General features: G+C 61.6%; 21 protein-coding genes. 7 read left to right on the top strand and 14 right to left on the bottom strand.

Annotated features, from left to right (window positions below):
• Positions 1–8: 8 nt before the first annotated feature.
• The 6 genes from HDC32_RS10945 to arcD (HDC32_RS10920) all read right to left on the bottom strand — a co-directional run bounded on the left by HDC32_RS10945 (position 9) and on the right by arcD (HDC32_RS10920) (position 6834).
• A complete protein-coding gene (locus tag HDC32_RS10945; protein ID WP_131697884.1) occupies positions 9–1517 on the bottom strand; it encodes a sigma-54-dependent transcriptional regulator in 1509 nt (502 codons plus the stop codon).
• Between the two features lie 116 nt (positions 1518–1633).
• Positions 1634–1996 (bottom strand): DUF5064 family protein, encoded by a 363-nt coding sequence (locus tag HDC32_RS10940; RefSeq protein WP_131697883.1) that lies wholly within the window; start codon positions 1994–1996, stop codon positions 1634–1636.
• An 18-nt stretch (positions 1997–2014) separates the two neighbouring features.
• Positions 2015–2944 (bottom strand): carbamate kinase, encoded by a 930-nt coding sequence (gene arcC / locus HDC32_RS10935; protein WP_131697882.1) that lies wholly within the window; start codon positions 2942–2944, stop codon positions 2015–2017.
• Positions 2945–3102: 158 nt separating this feature from the next.
• A complete protein-coding gene (locus tag HDC32_RS10930) occupies positions 3103–4113 on the bottom strand; it encodes an ornithine carbamoyltransferase (protein WP_184743927.1) in 1011 nt (336 codons plus the stop codon).
• A gap of 12 nt (positions 4114–4125) precedes the next feature.
• Positions 4126–5382, bottom strand: a complete 1257-nt coding sequence (arcA, locus tag HDC32_RS10925; RefSeq protein WP_131697881.1) for an arginine deiminase — start codon at positions 5380–5382, stop codon at positions 4126–4128.
• Positions 5383–5406: 24 nt separating this feature from the next.
• Positions 5407–6834, bottom strand: coding sequence for an arginine-ornithine antiporter (gene arcD, locus HDC32_RS10920; protein ID WP_131697880.1), 1428 nt, complete (start codon positions 6832–6834; stop codon positions 5407–5409).
• A gap of 442 nt (positions 6835–7276) precedes the next feature.
• Here arcD (HDC32_RS10920) and arcD (HDC32_RS10915) point away from each other — a divergent pair, with 442 nt between their 5' ends.
• A complete protein-coding gene (arcD, locus tag HDC32_RS10915) occupies positions 7277–8704 on the top strand; it encodes an arginine-ornithine antiporter (protein ID WP_145337870.1) in 1428 nt (475 codons plus the stop codon).
• A gap of 108 nt (positions 8705–8812) precedes the next feature.
• Here arcD (HDC32_RS10915) and HDC32_RS10910 read toward each other — a convergent pair whose 3' ends face one another.
• From HDC32_RS10910 to HDC32_RS10880, 7 genes are all read right to left on the bottom strand, one after another.
• On the bottom strand, positions 8813–10162 hold the full coding sequence (locus HDC32_RS10910) for a CoA transferase (protein WP_184743925.1): 1350 nt from the start codon (positions 10160–10162) through the stop codon (positions 8813–8815).
• A 40-nt stretch (positions 10163–10202) separates the two neighbouring features.
• Positions 10203–11546 (bottom strand): HAMP domain-containing sensor histidine kinase, encoded by a 1344-nt coding sequence (locus HDC32_RS10905; RefSeq protein ID WP_145337872.1) that lies wholly within the window; start codon positions 11544–11546, stop codon positions 10203–10205.
• Positions 11547–11614: 68 nt separating this feature from the next.
• Positions 11615–12079: an LTXXQ domain protein gene (locus tag HDC32_RS10900; protein ID WP_184743922.1), complete on the bottom strand. Its 465-nt coding sequence runs from the start codon at positions 12077–12079 to the stop codon at positions 11615–11617.
• 142 nt (positions 12080–12221) lie between these two features.
• Positions 12222–12899: a response regulator transcription factor gene (locus HDC32_RS10895; RefSeq protein ID WP_131697875.1), complete on the bottom strand. Its 678-nt coding sequence runs from the start codon at positions 12897–12899 to the stop codon at positions 12222–12224.
• A 7-nt stretch (positions 12900–12906) separates the two neighbouring features.
• Positions 12907–13314 (bottom strand): translation initiation factor 2, encoded by a 408-nt coding sequence (locus HDC32_RS10890; protein ID WP_184743919.1) that lies wholly within the window; start codon positions 13312–13314, stop codon positions 12907–12909.
• Positions 13315–13420: 106 nt separating this feature from the next.
• Complete coding sequence (locus tag HDC32_RS10885) at positions 13421–13720, bottom strand: YciI family protein (RefSeq protein ID WP_090400541.1); 300 nt, start codon at positions 13718–13720, stop codon at positions 13421–13423.
• A 1-nt stretch (position 13721) separates the two neighbouring features.
• On the bottom strand, positions 13722–14318 hold the full coding sequence (locus tag HDC32_RS10880; protein WP_090400540.1) for a septation protein A: 597 nt from the start codon (positions 14316–14318) through the stop codon (positions 13722–13724).
• Between the two features lie 87 nt (positions 14319–14405).
• On the opposite strand from HDC32_RS10880, the gene HDC32_RS10875 reads away from it, so the two are divergent.
• From HDC32_RS10875 to HDC32_RS10850, 6 genes are all read left to right on the top strand, one after another.
• Positions 14406–15269, top strand: coding sequence for a PHP domain-containing protein (locus tag HDC32_RS10875; protein ID WP_027605570.1), 864 nt, complete (start codon positions 14406–14408; stop codon positions 15267–15269).
• A gap of 13 nt (positions 15270–15282) precedes the next feature.
• A complete protein-coding gene (locus HDC32_RS10870; RefSeq protein ID WP_027605571.1) occupies positions 15283–15912 on the top strand; it encodes an L-threonylcarbamoyladenylate synthase in 630 nt (209 codons plus the stop codon).
• Between the two features lie 120 nt (positions 15913–16032).
• A complete protein-coding gene (locus tag HDC32_RS10865; protein WP_169898658.1) occupies positions 16033–16731 on the top strand; it encodes a ScpA family protein in 699 nt (232 codons plus the stop codon).
• A 12-nt stretch (positions 16732–16743) separates the two neighbouring features.
• On the top strand, positions 16744–17664 hold the full coding sequence (gene scpB / locus HDC32_RS10860; protein WP_184743916.1) for an SMC-Scp complex subunit ScpB: 921 nt from the start codon (positions 16744–16746) through the stop codon (positions 17662–17664).
• A 206-nt stretch (positions 17665–17870) separates the two neighbouring features.
• Positions 17871–19118 (top strand): 23S rRNA pseudouridine(2605) synthase RluB, encoded by a 1248-nt coding sequence (gene rluB, locus HDC32_RS10855; RefSeq protein ID WP_092488924.1) that lies wholly within the window; start codon positions 17871–17873, stop codon positions 19116–19118.
• 199 nt (positions 19119–19317) lie between these two features.
• Positions 19318–20235, top strand: a complete 918-nt coding sequence (locus tag HDC32_RS10850) for a tyrosinase family protein (protein WP_184743912.1) — start codon at positions 19318–19320, stop codon at positions 20233–20235.
• A gap of 121 nt (positions 20236–20356) precedes the next feature.
• On the opposite strand, the gene HDC32_RS10845 is transcribed toward HDC32_RS10850, so the two are convergent.
• Entirely contained in the window at positions 20357–21316 is a 960-nt protein-coding gene (locus HDC32_RS10845) for a leucyl aminopeptidase (protein ID WP_131697871.1), read from the bottom strand.
• Between the last annotated feature and the right edge of the window lie 25 nt (positions 21317–21341).

The raw sequence follows: 21341 nt of genomic DNA, 5'->3' as shown, positions 1-21341 counted from the left end.
GCAGGCGCTCAGGGTTTTCCGGGAATGCCGTACTTGCGCAAGCGGTGAGCGATGGCGGTGTGTGAGGTTTGCAGGCGGCTGGCCAACTGCCGGGTCGAGGGGTAACTGACGTAGAGCTTCTCCAGCAGGCTGCGCTCGAAGTCCTCGACGGCCTGTTCCAGGCTATCGACTTCGCCGTCGTTCTGGCGGGCCACGGAGGTGCCGGCGATGTCCAGGTCACCGATGTCCACCAGGCTGCTTTCGCAGATGGCGGCGGCGCGGAAGATCACGTTCTGCAGCTGGCGCACATTGCCCGGCCAACGGTTACCCAACAGCGCCGGATAGGTGCCGGGCGCCAGGCGGCACACCGGGCGCTGGATCTGCGCACAGGCCTGCTGCATGAAGTAGCGGGCCAGCAGCAGGATGTCCTGGCCGCGTTCACGCAGGGGCGGAACTTCGACGTTGAGCACGTTGAGGCGATAGAACAGGTCTTCGCGGAAGGTGCCTTCGCTGACCATTTTTTCCAGGTCGCGGTGGGTGGCGCTGAGGATGCGCACATTGACCTTCACTTCGCGGTCGCCGCCCACCCGGCGGAAGCTGCCGTCGTTGAGAAAACGCAGCAGCTTGGCTTGCAAATAGGGCGACATTTCGCCGATTTCATCGAGAAATACCGTGCCCTGGTTGGCCAGCTCCATCAGCCCTGGCTTGCCGCCGCGTTGGGCGCCGGTAAAGGCGCCGGGGGCGTAACCGAACAATTCACTCTCGGCGAGATTCTCCGGCAGCGCCGCGCAGTTCAACGCCAAAAACGGCGCACTGTGGCGTGCGCTGATGGCGTGGCAGGCCCGCGCCACCAACTCCTTGCCGGTGCCGGTTTCGCCCTGGATCAACAGCGGAGCATCGAGTGCGGCCACCCGTTGTGCGCGTGCCTTGAGCGTGCGGATCACCGGGGACTCGCCCAGCAGCGCATCAAAGCCTTCGGCATGATCGTGGTGCAGCGCCGACAGTTGTTCGCCGATGCGGTTGGGTTGGTACAGGGTGAGCAGGGCGCCGGCATCGGTGATCGGCGTGGCGTCCAGCAAGAGGGTCTGGCCGTTGACGCTGATCTCGCGCAGGGGCAGGCGAAAGCCCTGTTCCAGCAAGGTGTCCAGTAATGCCGGGTCATTGAACAGCTCGGCGATGCTTTCCCCCGCTGGCTCGCGCCCGTACAGTGCAATCATTGCCGGGTTGGCCAGCAGGATCTTGCCCGCACTGTCCAGGGCCAGCACCGGGTCGGTCATGGCCGCCAGCAGGGCGTCGAGTTGCAGGTGGCGGCGTTGGCCGGGAAGGATATCCACTACCGTTACGGCTTGTACGCCGTGCACGCTGAACAGCGCGTCGCGCAGCTCTTCGAGCACCTCGGCGCTGAGCGTCGGGGCGTCGATGTAGACGTTGGGCGGCACCATTTCCACCGCATCCAGGTTGAGATTGCGCCCACCAAGCAAGGCCAGGACTTCCTGGGTAATGCCGACGCGGTCGATGAAGCTGACGTGGATACGCATGGGGCGCTAACAATTCTGGGGAGCGAGAGGCGGCAAGTATGCCTGACAGGCGATAGAGATCAAAAAATGTGAGAGGGGGCTTGCCCCCTCCCACAGTTGGAGCAGAGTTTTGTCAGTTATTCCAGGTGTTCGGGTTTGACCGGATCGCCCGATTTCACATCCAGCTGATGCCGCACATCCTCGAACATCTGGTCGTACTGCTTGTGCATCGAACCATTGAGCACGGCCGTCTTCGGCATCCCATACTTCTGCGCGATGTTCATCGCATGCCGGGCGAAGTCGAATGCCTGGTCCTTGGGCAAGAAGAACTCCTCCTTGAGGTCCTTGCCCTGCACCGAGCCGTGCAGCTTGAACAGCATGCCCTTGCCTTCCTTTGGATCCTGGCTGACTTCGTAATCGATGCACAGGTTGTAGCTGTAGTCGTCCTTGTTAAGGGCGTGACGTTCGACGTGCAGGTGACCGGGTTCAAAGGTGGCCATAGGCGTATCTCCTCTACTTCACAGATAGGTGATGCCAGGTGTTGCCGTGCTGATGCGCGTGCCGGCGCTGCCCTGGACGATGGCTTCGATGTCGGAGAGTGAACCGATCACCGCGGTTTTGCCAGTCTGGCGGGCGAACTCGCAGGCGGCTTGCACCTTGGGCCCCATGGAGCCGGCGGCGAAGCCGAGTTTTTCCATGTCATCGGGGTGGGCCTGGCCGATGGCTTTTTGCGTCGGCTTGCCGAAGTCGATAAACGCGGCGTTGACGTCGGTGGCTATCACCAGCAAATCGGCGTCCAGTTGCGAGGCCAGCAACGAGGAGCACAGGTCTTTGTCGATCACGGCTTCGATGCCCTTGAGCTTGCCGTCTTCACCGTACATGGTCGGGATACCGCCACCACCGGCGCAGATCACGATGGCGTTTTTTTCCAGCAGCCACTTGATCGGGCGAATCTCAAAGATGCGTTTGGGCCGTGGACTGGCCACGACACGGCGATATTTGTCGCCATCCGGGGCGATGGCCCAGCCTTTCTCGGCGGCGAGTTTTTCCGCTTCGGCCTTGGAGTACACCGGGCCGATGGGCTTGGTCGGGTTCTGGAAGGCCGGGTCCTTGGCGTCCACTTCCACCTGGGTGAGCAGGGTAGCGAATGGCACTTCGAAGTCCAGCAGGTTGCCCAGCTCCTGTTCGATGATGTAGCCGATCATGCCTTCGGTCTCGGCACCCAGCACGTCCAGCGGGTAAGGCGAAACGCTGGTGTAGGCGGCCGCCTGCAACGACAGCAGGCCGACCTGCGGGCCATTGCCGTGGGCGATGACCAGCTCGTTGCCGGCATGGATCTTGGCGATCTGTTCGGTGGCGATACGGATATTGGCGCGTTGGTTGTCTGCGGTCATGGGTTCACCACGGCGCAGGAGGGCGTTGCCGCCCAGAGCTACGACGATGCGCATAATGCAATCCTTCTATGGGTGTGAACACAGAGGCCAATGTGGGAGGGGGCTTGCTCCCGATAGCGGTATGTCAGGCAACTTATCTGTAGCTGATCCGCCGCCATCGGGGGCAAGTCGAATCGTCGCACCGCCCCTCCCACACTTGACCCGTGTAGCCTTTAGATATCCGCGAGTGCCGACACCAGGATCGCCTTGATGGTGTGCATGCGGTTTTCCGCTTGCTCAAAAGCGATGTTGGCCGGCGACTCGAAGACTTCCTCGGTCACTTCCACCCCATTGGCCAGGTTCGGATAACGTGCGGCGATGTCCTTGCCGACCTTGGTTTCGCTGTTGTGGAACGCCGGCAGGCAGTGCATGAATTTCACCCGAGGGTTGCCCGAGGCCTTCATCATCTTGGCGTTGACCTGGTACGGCAGCAGTTGCTCGATGCGTTCGTCCCACGCTTCCACGGGCTCACCCATGGACACCCAGATATCGGTGTGGATGAAGTCCACGCCTTTGACGGCTTCTTTCGGGTCTTCGGTCATGGTGATGCGTGCGCCGCTTTCCTCGGCGAATGCCTGGCACTGTTTGATGAAGTCTTCGTGGGGCCACAGGGCTTTCGGCGCGCCGATACGCACGTCCATGCCGAGCTTGGCGCCGATCATCAGCAGCGAGTTACCCATGTTATAGCGCGCGTCACCCAGGTAGGCGTAGCTGATGTCATGCAGCGGCTTGTCGCTGTGCTCGCGCATGGTCAGGGTGTCGGCGATCATTTGGGTCGGGTGGAATTCGGCGGTGAGGCCGTTGAACACCGGCACGCCGGCGAACTTGGCCAGCTCTTCGACGATTTCCTGCTCGAAGCCACGGTACTCAATGGCGTCGAACATGCGGCCAAGGACGCGGGCGGTGTCTTTCATGCTTTCTTTGTGGCCGATCTGCGACGACACCGGGTCGATGTAGGTGACGTGGGCGCCCTGGTCGTGGGCTGCCACTTCGAAGGCGCAACGGGTGCGGGTCGAGGTTTTTTCGAAGATCAGCGCGATGTTCTTGCCTTGCAGGTGCGGACGCTCGGTGCCGGTGTATTTGGCGCGCTTGAGGTCGCGGGACAGGTCCAGCAGGTAATTCAGTTCGCGGGTGGTGTGGTGCATCAGCGACAGTAGGCTGCGGTTGCGCATATTGAAAGCCATGATGGAATCTCCTTAATAGTCGATAGGGTCGCGGATGATCGGGCAGGTCATGCAGTGGCCGCCGCCACGGCCACGGCCGAGTTCACCGGCGCTGATGGTGATGACTTCCACGCCAGCCTTGCGCAACAGGGTGTTGGTGTAGGTGTTGCGGTCGTAGCCGATCACCACGCCAGGCTCCAAGGCCACCACGTTGTTGCCGTCGTCCCACTGCTCGCGTTCGGCGGCGAAGCTGTTGCCGCCGGTCTCGACCACGCGCAGGGCCTTGAGGTTGAGCGCAGCGGCCACGGTTTCGAGGAAGTTGGTTTTCTCCCGCTGAATGTCGATGCCGTGGGGCTTGCTCTCGTCAGGGCGCAGGGTGAAGGGCACGATCTGGTTGACCACTTCGGGGAAGATGGTCACCAGGTCGCGGTCGCAGAAGCTGAACACGGTGTCCAGGTGCATCGCCGCGCGGGATTTCGGCAGGCCGGCAACGATCACCCGTTCCACGGCTTTGTTCTTGAACAGGTTGCGCGCCAGTTGGCCGATGGCCTGGTGGGACGAGCGCTCGCCCATGCCGATCAACACCACGCCATTGCCAATCGGCATGACGTCACCACCTTCGAGCGTGGCGGCACCGTGTTCCTGGTCGGGGTCGCCGTACCAGATCTGGAAGTCCGCGTTGGTGAACTCAGGGTGGAATTTGTAGATGGCGCTGGCCAGCAGGGTTTCCTGGCGTCGCGCCGGCCAGTACATCGGGTTGAGCGTCACACCGCCGTAGATCCAGCAGGTGGTGTCGCGGGTGAACTGGGTGTTGGGCAGCGGCGGCAGAATGAAACTGGCGTGGCCGAGGAAGTCGCGGAACATCTCGATGGTCTTGCCACCGAAGCTGCTCGGCAGGTCATCGGCCGACACGCCACCGATCAGGAACTCGGCAATCTTGCGCGGCTCAAGGCTGCGCAGCCAGGAGCTGACTTCCTCGACCAGGCCCAGGCCCACGGTGTTGGAGGTGATCTTGCGTTCCAGGATCCAGTCCAGGGCCTCGGGGTTCGCAACGATGTCGGTCAGCAGGTTGTGCATTTCCAGCACATCAATATCCCGCTCGCGCATCTTGGTCACAAAGTCGAAATGGTCGCGCTTGGCCTGGGCCACCCACAACACATCGTCGAACAGCAATTCATCGCAGTTGTTAGGGGTCAGCCGTTGGTGGGCCAAACCTGGGGAGCACACCATGACTTTGCGCAGTTTGCCGGCTTCGGAATGTACGCCGTACTTCACTTTTTCCGTGGTCATTACAGATCCTCCAAGGAACAACAATTACAGAGTCAGGAAGCCGTCGTAGAGACCATAGGCAGCCACCAGGGCGCCAATGACTACCGCAGCGAAAATCAGCTTCTCGACGTTGGTGAAAATCGGTTTGCCCAGTTCATGCTTGGCCTTGGCGAACAGGATCGCGCCGGGGGCATAGAGCAGGGCGGACAACAGCAGGTACTTGGTGCCGCCGGCATAGAGCAGCCAGACCGCGTAGATCAGCGAAACCGCGCCGATGAACAGGTCTTTCCTGCGCTCTTTGAGGGCGTTTTCGTAGGTTTCGCCGCGCACCGCCAGCAGCAGCGCGTAGGCCGCCGACCACAGGTAAGGCACCAGGATCATCGAGGTGGCGAGGTAGATCAGCGACAGGTAGGTACTGGCGGAAAACAGCGTGATCACCAGGAATATCTGGACCATGGCGTTGGTCAGCCACAGGGCGTTGGCCGGCACGTGGTTGGCGTTTTCCTTGCGCAGGAACTCCGGCATGGTGTGGTCCTTGGCGGCGGCGAACATGATCTCCGCACACAGCAGCACCCACGACAGCAGCGCCCCCAGCAACGAGATGATCAAGCCGACGCTGATCAGCACCGCACCCCAGTGGCCCACCACATGTTCCAGCACGGCGGCCATCGACGGGTTCTGCAGCTTGGCCAATTCCGGTTGGGTCATGATGCCCAGGGACAGCACGTTCACCAGCATCAGGAACAACAGCACGGTGATAAAGCCGATCACCGTGGCCTTGCCGACGTCGCTGCGTTTTTCAGCACGGGCCGAGAAGATGCTCGCGCCTTCGATACCGATGAACACCCACACGGTGACCAGCATCATGTTGCGCACTTGGTTCATCACGCTGCCCAGGTCCGGGTTTTTCACGCCCCAGATGTCAGCGGTGAAGATGTCCAGCTTGAACGCGAACACGGCGATCAATACGAACAGCACCAGCGGCACCACCTTGGCGACCGTGGTCACCAGGTTGATGAACGCCGCTTCCTTGATCCCGCGCAGCACCAGAAAGTGCACGGCCCACAGTAAGACCGACGCGCCAATCACCGCCGCAGGCGTATTACCTTCACCGAAAATCGGGAAGAAATAACCGAGGGTGCTGAATAGGAGGACGAAGTAACCGACGTTGCCCAGCCAGGCGCTGATCCAGTAACCCCAGGCTGACGAAAAGCCCATGTAGTCACCGAAGCCGGCCTTGGCGTAGGCGTAAACACCGCCGTCCAGATCAGGTTTGCGGTTGGCCAGGGTCTGGAAGACAAACGCCAGGGTCAGCATGCCCACGGCGGTAATTACCCAACCGATCAATACCGCGCCAACATCGGCACTGGCGGCCATGTTTTGCGGCAGAGAGAAGATCCCGCCGCCAATCATTGAGCCGACGACAAGTGCAACCAGTGCACCCAATCGAAGTTTTCCGGGAGATTCAGACATTGCATAACTCCAATGCAGGAGAAGAGAGACCACAGAATAATTCCGTGTGCTAATCAAACAGCTGACTCAGATCACTTCATTGGCACATTCCATTGTGAATTAATGAGTTAGGAGGAAAGTCGCGAGCAATACCTCTCCCCCGCAAAGTCGCGTTCCAGAGCGATTTATGCGGTTTTATTAATTATTTAGTCTGCCGTGTGGACGTTTGAAACTAGACCCTTTTACTGAATACGCAAGTTTTTCCAAAAGGCGACAATAAATGACCTGGAAACGACAAAGTAGTGGCCATATTTAAATTCTAAATACGTCTGAACTGGATAAACTGTCATGCCGTTGAGTTATGAGCGTGGCGGTTTTATCGCTGTCTTTAATAAACGCTACACTCGCTGACTTAATTAGTTGAGTTCAGGGTTGTCAGCTCAATTTTTATTCAGGAGTCTGCATGTCTCAACCGGCCCAGAAACTTCGGCTTGGCGCCCTGATTGCCCTGGTGGTGGGGTCGATGATCGGCGGCGGGATCTTCTCGTTGCCGCAGAACATGGCCGCGCGCGCCGAGGTGGGCGCGGTGTTGATCGGCTGGGCGATCACGGCCGTGGGCATGCTGACCCTGGCCTTCGTCTTCCAGACCCTGGCCAATCGCAAGCCGGAACTGGATTCCGGGGTGTACGCCTACGCCAAGGCGGGTTTCGGCGACTACATGGGCTTTTCCTCGGCCTGGGGTTACTGGATCAGCGCGTGGATGGGCAACGTCGGTTATTTCGTGTTGCTGTTCAGCACCCTGGGCTATTTTTTCCCGGTGTTCGGCCAAGGCAACACGCCGGTGGCCATCGGCTGCGCATCGTTGCTGCTATGGGCCGTGCACTTCCTGGTGCTGCGCGGGATCAAGGAAGCCGCGTTCATCAACCAGATCACCACCGTGGCCAAGCTGGTACCGCTGCTGATGTTCGTGGTCATCGCCGCCGTGGCGTTCAAGGCCGATATTTTCACGGCTGACATCTGGGGCCTGGGCAAGCCGCAATTCGGCAGTGTGGTGGACCAGGTGCGCAATATGATGCTGGTCACGGTATTTGTGTTTATCGGCATTGAAGGCGCCAGCGTTTATTCGGCGCGGGCCGAGAAGCGCGCGGACGTGGGGCGGGCCACGGTGATCGGCTTTCTTGGCGTGCTGTTGCTGCTGGTGCTGGTGAATGTGCTGTCCCTGGGCATCATGAGCCAGGCGGAGCTGGCCGGCCTGCAAAACCCGTCCCTGGCCGGTGTGCTCGAGCATATCGTCGGGCCCTGGGGCGCGGTGCTGATCAGCATCGGCCTGGCGGTTTCATTGCTGGGCGCCTTGTTGTCCTGGGCGCTGCTCTGTGCCGAAATCCTCTACGCCACCGCCCATGACAAGACCATGCCGGCCTTCCTGAAGAAGGAAAACGCCAACCAGGTGCCGGTCAACGCCTTGTGGCTGACCAATGTGATGATCCAGGTCTTCCTGGTGATCACGCTGTTTTCCCACAGCACCTACACCACCCTGATTTACCTGGCGTCGTCGATGATTCTGGTGCCGTACCTGTGGTCGGCGGCGTATGCCGTGCTGTTGAGCGGGCGGGGTGAAACCTATGAAGGTGCCCACCGCCATCGCATCAAGGACTTGCTGGTGGGGTTGATCGCCCTGGGCTACGCCGTATGGTTGCTCTACGCCGGGGGGCTGAAATACCTGCTGTTGTCGGCGCTGTTGTATGCGCCAGGCGTGATCCTGTTCGCCCTGGCCAAGCGCGAACAGGGCCAGCCGTTGTTTACCCACGTAGAGAAAGGCATTTTCAGCTGCGTGATCGCCGGTGCAGGGCTGGCGGCGTATGGGTTGTACAGTGGGTTGTTGTCGTTGTGATGGGGTGAGGGGACTGGCCGCTATCGGGAGCAAGCCCCTTCCCACATTTTGAATATGTTCACCCATCAAAGTGTGGGAGGGGGCTTGCTCCCGATAGCGGCCGTCAAGTCACCATTGAGGCCTGTGCGAGCCCAATTCTCCAGCCGGCAAATCCCATTGCAATGGCGTTCCACCGATGGTCAGCGGGGGCAGCAGCCGGTGGGCCTGGCCCCAGGCGGTCTGTTCGACGACCAGGCCTTGATCCCCTGGTTCTTCCTCTCGCAAAGCCGGCTGCTCGGGCACTTGGCCTGCTTGCACCAGTAACGTTGCGGTGCGCGCCAACGACAACCGCGCCGAACCACCGCGCCCGGACTGCAGCCGTTCGCTCAGCGCCTGAATCGCACTGGCCGCCATCAGATACCCGGTCGCGTGATCCAGCGCCTGCAACGGCAGTGGCACCGGTTTATCCGCGTGTTTCCAGCGCATGCCCGCCTCGGCGATCCCGCTGCTCATCTGCACCAGGCTGTCGAAGCCCCGGCGATTACGCCACGGGCCGCTCCAGCCGTAGGCGTTGAGGCTGACGTCGATCAGGCCGGGGGCGATGTGTTGCAGTTCAGCGGCGGTGTAGCCCAGGTGCTCCAGGGCGTCAGCGCGGTAACCGTGGAACAGGATGTCGGCGTCCTTGAGCAACCTCTCGAAAGTCAGCCGGCCTTCGGGCGTTTTCAGGTCCAGGCGCGCGCAACGTTTGCCCAGGGTCATTTCCGGGATTACGCCGGGTTCGTTCCAAGTGGGTGAGTCGATGCGCAGTACATCCGCGCCGAGACCGGCCAGAAAACGACTGGCCACCGGGCCGGCCAGCACACGGGTCAAATCCAGTACCTTGAGGCCGGCCAGCGGGCGTGCCACCGAGCCGCGCCAGGGTTTATCGGTGGTAGTTTCGAAAGTCTGGCGTTGGACCAGCGCCTCGGCGTTCACCGCCAACCCTTGCGAATGTTGCTGCCAGGCCTGCCATGTACGCATCTGCGCCGCGCAGCCACCGTGGTCGACAATCGCCTGTTCCAGTTCTGCGGCGTTCCACGCCGCGACCTTGCTGGCCATCTCGGCGCGGTCGGCGACCTTGCCCAGCACCCGTTCGGCGGCGGCACGGTGATGGGGCGCGTTGGTGTGCAGGCGAATCCAGCCGTCGGCGCTGGCGTAGTCGCCGGCCACCGGGTCCCACAGGGGCGGCACTTGCCAGCCCAGCGGGCGGATCGAGGAAGAAAACCAGAAGGAGGCGAGGCGTCGGTCCACACTCACGCTGGGTAAGCGCCCGGTCTGTTGCTGGATCAGTTGGGCGACGGCCTGCCCGGCGGCGCCGATGCTGGCACTGGCCAGTTCGGTGACGGCGTAGGTCGAGGGCAGGGCGCCCGCCTCGGTGAAGCTCAGCGGGGTGTGGGGTAGATCGAGTGCGGCTTGGATGGGAGTCAGCAGGTCAGTCATCAAAGGCCCTCCTTAAGAGAAGGGCCACTATAGAAGATCATCACACCGGCGTGACAACCCCTGGTACCAACGGCAGGTCGATGCTGGCGATAAAACCACCGGCTGGGTGATTGGCCAGGATCAGGCTGCCGCCGTGACGTTCGGCCGCGCGTCGGGCAATCGCCAGGCCCAGTCCGTGGCCTTGGGCCGTCTGGCCGGGAGCGCGGTAGAACGGTTCACCAAGTTGGCTCAAATGTTCGGCCTCCACACCGGGGCCATGGTCGCGCACGCTGATCACGATACGTTCGCCCCGGCGCTGGGCGTGCAAATCGATCGGTTGCCCCGGCGGGTTGAAGCGCTGGGCGTTGCGCAGCAGGTTATCCACAGCCCGTTCGATCATGGTCGGCCAGCCCTTCAGTTGCAGGTCCGGGTCGGTGCTCAGTTGCACCACTTGGTCCGGCGCGCTGAGTTGGGCGTCCTTTTGCAGGGTTTTGAGCAGTGGGATGAGGTCGACGTCTTCGGCGCTGGCATTGTCGGCATCGACGCGGGCCAGTACCAGGATCTCGCTGATCAGGGCTTCCAGGCGGTCGCATTCGCGGGTCAGGCGTGGCCAGAGTTTTTCCCGTTCTTCGGAGCTGGCGCGTTCGGCCAGGGCCAGGGCGATGCGCAGGCGGGCGAGGGGCGAGCGCAGTTCGTGGGACACATCGCGCAGCAATTGGCGCTGGCTGCCGATCAGGCTTTGCAGGCGGGCGCCCATGCGGTTGAAGTCGGTGGCGAGTACGCCGAATTCATCGCGACGGTTGGCCAGCTGCGCCAGGCTGTTTTGCTGGTAGGTGGCCTGGCCGAGGTCATGCACCGCACCGCGCAGGCGGCTTAAGGGGCGCGTGATGGACAGGGTGACGAACAGGCTGAACAAGGTCAGCACCACCAGTGCAATCACCAGCGCGCTCAACGGCCATGCCAGGCTGCTGCGATGCCATTCGTCGAGCTCCGGGTGCGGGATGCGGTAGATCAACAGGTACGTGTCGCCGGTCTTCTCGCTGGTGTACTCGGCGGTCAGGCGCCGCCAGGGCAGATGGCCTTCCTTGCTGTCGTTCTGACGGGCTTCGAAGGCGGCGGCGCGGCGCGGGAAGGTGCCGCGCACCACCGGCTCGCCGCTTTCGTTGAGCACTTGCACGTCGATATGGTACTGGCGTTTGCGCTGTTGCAGCAGGTCTTGGGCAGCATCCTCGCCCTGGGCTTCGTAGAGTTGGGTCCACTCTTGCGCCAGGTTATTGAGGCCGGGGTGACGGCTGAGAATCCAGGCATCCTGGTTAAGCATGTGCCCAAGCAGGATCGACAGCCCGGCAACCAGGGCGATGGCCAGCCAGAAACTGGCCAGGATGCGCCAGAACAATGAACGCACAGGAAACCCTCAAACAGGAAAAGCCCAGTGGCGGGGGCCACTGGGCTGGGAGCGTTAACGCTGGAGCATTATTGCGCTTTTTGCGGCTGTTGCGCTTTCCAGGCTTGGAATTCCTTCCATTCGGCACGGCGCTGTTCTTGCTTCTTGACGATCTCGTCGAACTTCTTCTGTTGGTCAGGCTTGAGCACGGCACGGATGTCGGCCTGGGTTTTCTGCTTGCCGGCGGCGATTTCATCCTGCATGGCTTTCTGGTCGGCGGCCGGGAGCTTGTCCAGGTACTTTTTGACCAGGTCCTCGCGAGCGTGCCATTGGTCGCCCATCAGCTTGCCGATCTGCTCGCGCTGTTCGCGGCTCAGGTCCAGTTGGCTGAAGGGGCCGCCTTTGCCACGCGGACCGTGTTCACCGCCGTGGCCCGGGCCACCCATCATGTGACCTTCAGGGCCGCCCATCGGGCCTGGGCCTTCGGGCATAGCGGCCATGGCAACGGTCGGCAGGGCGGCGGCGAACATCAAAGCGATAAGGGTCTTGCGCATGGTGATTCTCCTGTCTCTATTCCGGCGAGTCCGGATGTGAGTAGATTACGGAGATCAAGGTCAGCGGCGGTCAGGTGTGGGTAAAGCTTGGGTAAAGAGGGTTTTGTTGCGAACTGACAAAACCCTGTAGGCGCGGTGGGGGTTAAAGGCTGTAGTAGTAGCCCCGGCTACGCAACGCCACGATCCGTGGCCGGCCATCCGGGTGCGGGCCGATCTTCTTGCGCAGGTTGCTGACGTGCATGTCCAGGCTGCGATCGTAAAGGGTCAGCTTGCGGCCCAGGGCGATCTGCGCCAGTTCCTGCTTGTCCAGTGGCTCGCCGGGCTGGCGCAATAAAGCTTCCAGCAGGCGGCTTTCGGAGACGGTGAGGGTGAATTCCTGCTCATCGATGCTGACCACGCCGCGCACCGGGCTGAAGCACAGGTCGCCCAGTTCCAGTTGGCTGGACACGGCGGCCGGGTGGCTGCGGCGCAATACCGCGCGCAGGCGGGCGGTAAGTTCGCGTGGGTCGCAGGGCTTGGCCAGGTAGTCGTCGGCGCCCAGTTCCAGGCCGAGGATGCGGTCCAGGGGTTCGCCCCGCGCCGAGAGCATCAGCACCGGCAACTCCGGGTGGTCGTTACGCAATTGCTTGAGCAGCTCCAGGCCGCTGCCGTCGGGCAGCATCACGTCGAGCACCACCGCCGCCGGCGCGTTGTCGGCCAAGGCCTTGCGCGCGCTCAAGCCATCGTGGCAGGCGCGCACCTGGAAACCTTCCTGGCTCAGCCAACTGGTCAGCAGCTCGCAGAGCTCCTGGTCATCATCTATCAGTAACAGCTCGCTCATGACTCACTCAATTTAGCCATTGTCGACGACGACGGTGTCCACCGCTGGCGAAGATCCCGCACAGCAGGGCGATCAGTGCGACGGCCCCACCGGTGACGAACCATTGTTGCTGCTCGGTCAGCCATCGGGTCAAGGCGCCGCCCTGTGCATCTTTGAGTTGCTGGGCCAGGCGTTGGTTCTCCTGGCGAAGGCGACTCAATTGAGCGCTTTCGCGGGCAGCATCCGCGCTCTGCAGTTGCCTGCTCAGTTCTTCACGCTGCCGTTCGCTTTCTTTCAAGCGTTGCTGCAACTCGGTGATCTGGGCGCCGGCACTCAAGGACAGGGGCGTGGAACTGCCGGTGTTCGAGGTTTCTTCAGCGTGGGCCGTAGCCCCGATCATTAACACTGCCAACAGACACAACTGACGTAAGCGCATCGGAACTCCTGATTCCACACGAATATTCAGAACGTTGTCGGCAGGTTGCCGAAAATAATGAGCAATTAGGCGTGCGCCGCACTCAATAGGTTCGGCGCAACCAGGATCAGGGCAGGACTTGCTTGAAGGGTTTGACCGCCACGTCGGCGTAGACACCGGCTGCGACATAGGGATCAGCCTTGGCCCAGGCCTGGGCGTCGGCCAGTGACGCGAACTCGGCGACGATCAGGCTACCGGTAAAACCGGCGTCGCCCGGGTCGTTGCTGTCCACGGCCGGATGCGGGCCGGCCAGCACAATGCGGCCTTCGGCTTGCAGCACCTTGAGGCGCTCCACGTGAGCCGGGCGTACGGACAGGCGTTTTTCCAACGAGTTGGCAACGTCGGTGGCAATGATGGCGTAGAGCATGTCAGTCCTCGGTTTTCGGCGTAGTAGGCTCGGTGTCATGCAGGTGGCGCGACAGGTAGATGCCCTGGGCGACCAGGAACAGCACGGTCATGCCCAGGCTGCCGAACACTTTGAAGTCGACCCAGTAGTCCTGGAAAGTAAACGCCACGAACAGGTTGGCGGCGCCGCAGAAGATGAAAAACGCAATCCAGGCCACGTTCAAGCGTGTCCACACCGGTTCCGGCAGGGTCAGCGCGTGGCCCATGATCCGCTTGATCAGCAGGCGATCACCGATGAAGTGGCTGCCGATGAACGCCAGGGCAAACAGCCAGTTCACCACCGGCGCTTTCCATTTAAGGAAGGTTTCGCTGTGGAAGGCCAGGGTCAGGCTGCCGAAGACCAGGCAGGCGACCAGGGTCAGCCACTGGCTTTTTTCCAGTTTGCGCTGGGAAATGAAGATGGCGCCGTAGACCACGACGGAGCTGATGATGAGCACGGCGGTGGCACTGTAGATGCCGCCGAAGGTCAGCTCATGGCCGGCCAGATCGATGACCCTGGGGTCGAGTTTGTAAACGATGAAAAACAGCAACAGCGGGATGAAGTCGATGAATTGTTTCACAGTAAGAGCCAGAAGCTGGATGTGGCGGCATAATAACAAACATCCTTGGTTGCGATAGCGCCAGCTGACTTGAGGTAACACACCCCCGTGAATGTTGATTTGCACTGCCACAGCACGGCCTCCGACGGCGCACTGGCGCCCGCGGTACTGGTTGCGCGTGCGTTTGAAAAAGGCGTGCGAGTCCTCTCGTTGACCGACCACGACACCCTCGAAGGCCTCGACGAAGCCCGTACAACGGCCCATGCCCTGGGCATGCAGCTGGTCAACGGGGTGGAGTTGTCCTGCACCTGGGGCGGCGCCACCATTCATGTGCTCGGCTACGGTTTTGATCAAAAAGCGCCGCCGTTGGTGGAGGCTATCGCGCAATTGCACGATGGCCGCTGGCTGCGGTCCGAAGAAATAAGCCGAAAACTCAGCCTCAAAGGCATGCCCAACGCCCTCGACGGCGCCCGCGCCATCCAGCAGGAACTGGGCGACAGCGGCAACGCGCCGGCCCGTCCGCACTTTGCCGACTGGATGGTGCGTGAAGGTTTTGTCAAAGACCGCGCCGAAGCTTTTCGCAAATGGCTGGGCGCCGGCAAGTTGGGCGATGTAAAGCAACATTGGCCGACCCTTGAAGACACCGTCGAGACCCTGCGGGCCTCCGGGGCCTGGGTCAGCCTGGCGCATCCCTGGCATTACGATTTCACCCGCAGCAAGCGTCGCAAGCTGATTGGCGACTATATTGGAGCGGGCGGGCATGCGATTGAAGTGGTCAACGGCTTTCAACCCGCCGAACAGGTGGGGAGCCTGTCGATCCTTGCCCGCGAATTTGGTCTGCTGGTCAGCGCCGGCAGTGATTTTCATGGCCCTGGCGGCTGGTCCGAGATCGGCGAGTACCGCGCGGTCCCGGAAGATTTGCCGCTGTTGTGGGGGAGATTCAAGCATGACCCCATTATTGCCACCGTCTGAACAGGTAGAACCCGTGAGTCAATTCTTCCAGATTCATCCGGAAAACCCCCAGGCGCGCCTGATCAAGCAGGCCGTAGAGATCATTCGCGCCGGTGGCGTGGTGATCTACCCAACCGATTCGTCCTACGCCATCGGTTGCCAGATCGGCGACAAGGGCGCAGTCGAACGTGTAAGACGCCTGCGTCAGCTGGATGACAAGCACAACTTTGCGCTGATCTGCAGCGACTTGTCCCAGCTGGGTCTGTTCGCCAAGGTCGACACCGGCACCTTCCGCCTGCTCAAGGCCCATACGCCCGGGCCCTACACCTTTATCCTCAACGCCACCCGCGAAGTGCCGCGCCTGCTGCTGCACCCGAAAAAACGCACCATCGGCCTGCGGGTGCCGGAGCATCCTATCGCCCTGGCGTTGTTGGCCGAGCTGGGTGAGCCGCTGATGAGTGTGTCGTTGATCATGCCCGGCGACACCGAGCCGCTGGAAGACCCATACGAAATGCGCCAATTGCTGGAAAAACAGGTCGACCTGATCATCGACGGCGGTTTCGGCGGCAACAAGGCCTCCACCGTGATCAACCTGGCCGACGGCGAACCTGAAGTGATCCGTGTCGGTTGCGGCGATCCTGCGCCCTTTATGGCTGAGGCCTGAATGTCAGCCGTGGAAACCGTCGACAGCCAGGCGGGCGCCCAGCAGGAACTGCCGTTTGCCATGGTCTATGGCCAGGCGGTGCTGGAAATGCCGCTGGACCTGTACATTCCGCCGGACGCCCTGGAAGTCTTCCTTGAGGCTTTCGAGGGCCCGTTGGACTTGCTGCTGTACCTGATCCGCAAACAGAACATCAACATCCTCGACATCCCGGTGGCGGAAATCACCCGCCAGTACATGGGCTATGTCGAGTTGATGCAGTCGGTACGCCTGGAACTGGCTGCCGAGTACCTGGTGATGGCCGCCATGCTCGCCGAGATCAAGTCGCGCATGCTGTTGCCGCGCGCGGAGACGGTCGAGGCCGAAGAGGACGACCCACGCGCCGAACTGATCCGCCGCCTGCAAGAGTACGAACGCTTCAAGGCCGCCGCCGAAGGCATCGACGGCCTGAGCCGCGTGGGCCGCGACGTGGTGGTACCCAAGCTTGACGCCCCGGAAGCCCGCGCGCGCAAGCTGCTGCCGGACGTGAGCCTGGAAGAGTTGCTGATGTCCATGGCCGAGGTGTTGCGTCGGGGCGACATGTTCGAACACCACCAGGTCAGCCGCGAGGCCCTGTCCACCCGCGAGCGCATGAGCGATGTGCTCGAACGCCTCAAAGGCGGCGGGTTTGTGCCGTTCGTCGAGCTGTTCACGGCAGAAGAAGGGCGCCTGGGGGTGGTGGTGACCTTTATGGCGGTCCTCGAACTGGTCAAGGAATCCTTGGTCGAGCTGGTCCAGAATGAGCCTTTTGCGGCTATCCACGTGCGGGCGCGAGCCGAATAAAGAGCTGAATCGATGAATCTGACTGAACCCCGCGAACTGGCCCCGTTGCTGGAGGCCTTTCTCCTGGCCTCGGGTAAACCGCAATCCCTGGAGCGCCTGTTCGAACTGTTTGAGGAAGCCGAGCGCCCTGAACCGCCGGTGTTCAAGAAGGCGCTGGAAATCCTGCGCAAGTCCTGCGACGGCCGCGCCTTTGAACTGCGCGAGGTGGCGTCGGGTTATCGCCTGCAGATCCGTGAGAAGTTTTCCCCGTGGGTCGGCCGCCTCTGGGAAGAGCGCCCGCAGCGCTATTCACGGGCGATGCTGGAGACCATGGCGCTGATCGCCTATCGCCAGCCCATCACCCGTGGCGAAATCGAGGACGTGCGGGGCGTGGCGGTCAACAGCCATATCGTCAAGACGCTGCTGGAGCGCGAGTGGATCCGCATCGTCGGCTACCGCGACGTGCCCGGCAAACCGGCGATGTTCGCCACCACCAAGGTGTTCCTTGACCATTTCAACCTGAAGAACCTCGACGATCTGCCGCCCCTGGCCGAATTGCGCGAGATGGAGGCCGAGCCGGTCCTCGACTTCGACGACGCCCCGGTCCCGGCGAGCTTGCAGGAACTGGCCGACGCCACGGCCGAGTTGGAAGAGCCAAAGGACGAAACCAGTTTCCATACGTTGTTGCTGGAACTGGACGACATGGAGCAGGGCATCAAGACCGACTTTGACGACTTGCTGCGTGATGGTGCGGCCGAGCCGGAAGCCCAGGTGAGTGTTGAATCTGAGCCTGACGTCGAAGCCGAAGACGATGTCCTCGGCGTGGCCGAAGCCCGCGAAAAACTCCTGGCCGCCGTCGCCGCCCTCGAACAACCGCCCCTGAGTGACGAGGAAGACGAAGCCAGGGCACTGGCCGAGGCCATCGAGGCCGAACGCCGCCAGTTCGAAGACTGACGCTATCCCACATGGGGTCATGTGTTGCCCTGGGCATCACCGGTCGGCGGAAAAACCACTGACCTGGCGCTTATCGACTAGTCTCTGATGCGCAACGCGCGCCATGCGCGTATGATTCGCGACCCTTTGCCGACCTATTCGGCCAAAGCCCCGCTTTCAACACTCTTCAGGCCACGCCTGAATCGACCCACCGGGAGGTGCTTAAGATGAACGATAAAGACCAGAACGACAGCCAGGAAATCGGCCCTGCAGGCGAAAAGCTGCAAAAGGTGCTGGCGCGTATCGGCGTGGGCTCGCGCCGCGACGTCGAAGCCTGGATCACCCAGAAGCGCATCAAGGTCAACGGCGTCGAGGCCACCCTTGGCCAGCGCGTCGACCTGCACGATGCAATCACCATTGATGGCAAGGTCATCAAGCGTGAAGAGGCCGCCGAATCGGTGCGCCGCGTGATCATGTACAACAAGCCCGATGGCGAGATCTGCACCCGTGACGACCCGGAAGGCCGTCCGACCGTGTTCGACAAGATGCCCAAGCCCAAAGAAGGCCGCTGGATCAACATCGGTCGTCTCGACATCAACACCACTGGCTTGTTGATGTTCACCACCGACGGTGAACTGGCCAACCGCTTGATGCACCCGTCCTACGAGATGGACCGCGAATACGCCGTGCGTGTACGTGGTGAAGTCGATGACGAGATGATCGAACGCCTCAAGGCCGGCGTAGTGCTGGAAGACGGCCCGGCCAAGTTCACCGATATCAAGCAGGCGCCGGGCGGTGAAGGTTTCAACCACTGGTACCACTGCGTGGTGATGGAAGGCCGTAACCGTGAAGTGCGTCGCCTGTGGGAATCCCAGGGCCTGGTGGTCAGCCGCCTGAAGCGCGTGCGTTTTGGCCCGGTGTTCCTCAACTCCGACCTGCCAATGGGCCGCTGGCGCGAAATGAGTCAGTACGAAGTCGACATCCTCAGCGCCGAAGTCGGCCTGACGCCGGTCGCCATGCCGCAGATGAACGCCAAGAGCAAAGACAAGCTCGATCGTATGCAGCGTAAATCGTCGCGCCCTGTGGCCCGCACCGAACGCGTTGCCCGCACCCTGCGCCCGGCGCTGGATGCACCGGCTACCGGCGGGCGTATCTCGCGTCAGCCGCACATCGAAGGCGAGCGTCGTCCAACCGCGCCATCGCGTCAGGAAGGCGAGCGTGCTCCCCGCACCCCGCGCCCGGCCGGTCGTGGCGAAGCGCCAAGCGGTGGTCGCAGCAACCGTGGTGACGCCGGTCGCGGTGCTCCGGCATCCGATCACCCAGCCGACAGCGCCAACACCAAGCGCCCAGCCAAGCCCGCGCCGAAAAAGCGTCCAGGCTTGAAGTTGGTCGCGGACGAGCCATCGGGCAAGCGCCGTGGCGCACCGGCCGGTTCGGGTCAGCGTCCTGGTTTTGGTCGTAAGAAGCCACAGTGATGTTTTAGACACTGCATAAAAAAACGCCAACTGTCGAAGTTGGCGTTTTTTTTGAGCTGGATTTACGTCTGAGTGCCCAGGTGGATCTTCATTCGCCGAGGGATTGTTGTGCGCCCCGGGCTAAACAGTTACCACCGGCTTTGGTGGAGAGGGCACTAGATTGGGCCTCGTACTCACTTTTTGCTACGAGGCTATTTCCGTGGATATTCGCATCAATCATCGCTACATGACCCGCGGCCAGAAAGACGTTCTTATCCAGGCCATCCTATTGCTGAAAAACGACGTCGAGAGTGTCCTGCGTCCCGGACGCCAAAAACGCTATGACGATTACGTACAGGTTCACCGCAGCGCCATGGGTGGTCCGGGTGCTTTCATGCCGATGCCGCACCGCTCGCCGTTGTTTTTCCCCTGGCACCGTGTATTCCTGCGCCAGTTCGAGCAGGATTTGCAACGCGCCGTCAGCGATTCCTCCCTCACCCTGCCGTTTTGGGATTGGTCGTTGGAGGGCCCAAGTAATCCGTTCACTCCTGGCTTTTTGGGCGGCAATGGCGACAGTGCTCAAGACCAGCGTATTACGTCGGGTCCATTTGCCTTACAGGGTGGCCGCTTTGAAGTTCGTCTATGGGACCTGGAATTGGGCGATTCGGGCTTGCGCCGGGAACTGGGCACAGAGCCCGGCGCGCACTTGCCGGACTCCGAGCAAGTGCTAAGCGCGCTGTCCAAGACACCTTATGGGCCAGGGCCGGACAGTTGGGTCAATTATTGCGAAGGCATGCTGCATGATCCTGTGCACCGTTGGGTGGGCGGTAACATGTCGCTGCCCACCTCGCCCAACGATCCGGTGTTTTTCCTGCACCACTGTTACCTTGATCTGTTGTGGGAACGCTGGAAGCGCCAGCATCCGAGCTCTGCGGCGTACTATCCGGTAAGCGGCGTACCAGGGTTGGATCGTGAGGCCACGCTGGTTTTCCACACGCCGGGCGATTCCGCGCCTTGGCCGGGGACTTGGACCGTTGACCAGGTGATCAGCTCTGAAGCGCTGGACTACACCTACGGTCTATTTACCTCGATAACCACCTGCGCGCCGGTGCCACCCGTTTGTGATGTGCTCACGTAACATTCTTCAACCTGCTCGGCATCGAAAGTGCTGGCTCGCGATAGAGGTGTTCTCGGCTTAAGAAGCACCGTTATCGCGAGCAAACCGCACATTCGGACCCCATTGCTTTCAAGGTCGATGTTCAGAACGCAAAGGTGCCGTCAAAGACGGGTTTGTCATCCAACGCCAACACCCCGCTGGCAAAGATCAGGTCCAGGTGATGACTGCCTTTCTGCCCGCCACCCAAGCCCAGGTGCAAGCCGCAATGGCGCTCCTCAAACCCGGCATTGCGCGCATACAGGTCCTTCACCCCTTCATTGGTGCCAATCCCCAGCTCCTCCACCCGGCGGTTGGACGGGTTGGCATTCAGGTATTTGTTGAAGTCGTCGGCCAGTCCCGGCACGTCACTGGCCACGCTGCAGATGGTTGAGTTCTCGATCCACAGTTCCAGCGGTGACTGCAGCACGCCGTACTTGCGTGCGAAGGGGATGGTGCTGAGAAAGGTGCCGACAAACCGCACCTGGCCATTGATGGCCTCGCTGTGGGTAGCGATTTCGCCGGGGGCCAGGTCGTGGTTGCCGATGCCGTTGATATTGGTCCACTTCTTGATGCTGCTCATGGGCGCCTGCAGGCGTGAGCCGTGTTTGTCGGTAAAGCTCAGTACAGCGGCTTGGGACATGCGCCGGATCAGCGTGGCGTTGAGGTCGGCGATGCGCTGCGGCTCGACGCTGAAGGTGTCGTAGAAATAGTCGCCGTAATCCTTGAACAGCAGGGATTTCTTCCAGTGTTCGGCCATCACGCCTTGCAGGGCACGGATAAAGTCCGGACCCTCGGCGCGCGGGTTGGGCAGGGTGGAGGAGTCGTAGAGGAACAGGTACAGGTCGCAGGCTTCGATGGCCTGCGCCAGGCGGTCGCTGTCGGCCAGGTCCAGGCGCTGCACCTGGAAGTTGAAACGGGCGGCGCTGCTCTGGGTGATCGCCTGGGCGATGGCGTCGTAGCGCTCGGTGTGGCCCAGCAGCACGGTGGGGCAGCTCAGGCCGCTGAGGGCCGGATGGTGTGCAAGGTAGTAGAGAAAGTGTTCAACGGCGCGGGCCTTGTCCATGACGTGTGTCCTTGTGTGCCTTGGG

Source organism: Pseudomonas sp. JAI120 (assembly GCF_014207255.1).
Classification (GTDB): Bacteria; Pseudomonadota; Gammaproteobacteria; order Pseudomonadales; family Pseudomonadaceae; genus Aquipseudomonas.
The sequence above is the reverse complement of the archived record's forward strand: the minus strand, read 5'-3'. Positions and strand labels throughout refer to the sequence as shown.

Bases quoted from the DNA above. Each gene is read 5' to 3' on its own strand.
- HDC32_RS10945 (WP_131697884.1), bottom strand. From the start codon at position 1,517: ATGCGTATCCACGTCAGCTTCATCGACCGCGTCGGCATTACCCAGGAA.
- HDC32_RS10910 (WP_184743925.1), bottom strand. From the start codon at position 10,162: ATGACTGACCTGCTGACTCCCATCCAAGCCGCACTCGATCTACCCCAC.
- HDC32_RS10930 (WP_184743927.1), bottom strand. From the start codon at position 4,113: ATGGCTTTCAATATGCGCAACCGCAGCCTACTGTCGCTGATGCACCAC.
- scpB (WP_184743916.1), top strand. From the start codon at position 16,744: ATGAATCTGACTGAACCCCGCGAACTGGCCCCGTTGCTGGAGGCCTTT.
- HDC32_RS10895 (WP_131697875.1), bottom strand. From the start codon at position 12,899: ATGAGCGAGCTGTTACTGATAGATGATGACCAGGAGCTCTGCGAGCTG.
- arcC (WP_131697882.1), bottom strand. From the start codon at position 2,944: ATGCGCATCGTCGTAGCTCTGGGCGGCAACGCCCTCCTGCGCCGTGGT.
- arcD (WP_131697880.1), bottom strand. From the start codon at position 6,834: ATGTCTGAATCTCCCGGAAAACTTCGATTGGGTGCACTGGTTGCACTT.
- HDC32_RS10900 (WP_184743922.1), bottom strand. From the start codon at position 12,079: ATGCGCAAGACCCTTATCGCTTTGATGTTCGCCGCCGCCCTGCCGACC.
- HDC32_RS10940 (WP_131697883.1), bottom strand. From the start codon at position 1,996: ATGGCCACCTTTGAACCCGGTCACCTGCACGTCGAACGTCACGCCCTT.
- rluB (WP_092488924.1), top strand. From the start codon at position 17,871: ATGAACGATAAAGACCAGAACGACAGCCAGGAAATCGGCCCTGCAGGC.
- HDC32_RS10845 (WP_131697871.1), bottom strand. From the start codon at position 21,316: ATGGACAAGGCCCGCGCCGTTGAACACTTTCTCTACTACCTTGCACAC.
- arcD (WP_145337870.1), top strand. From the start codon at position 7,277: ATGTCTCAACCGGCCCAGAAACTTCGGCTTGGCGCCCTGATTGCCCTG.
- arcA (WP_131697881.1), bottom strand. From the start codon at position 5,382: ATGACCACGGAAAAAGTGAAGTACGGCGTACATTCCGAAGCCGGCAAA.
- HDC32_RS10885 (WP_090400541.1), bottom strand. From the start codon at position 13,720: ATGCTCTACGCCATCATTGCCACCGACGTTGCCAACTCGTTGGAAAAA.
- HDC32_RS10890 (WP_184743919.1), bottom strand. From the start codon at position 13,314: ATGCGCTTACGTCAGTTGTGTCTGTTGGCAGTGTTAATGATCGGGGCT.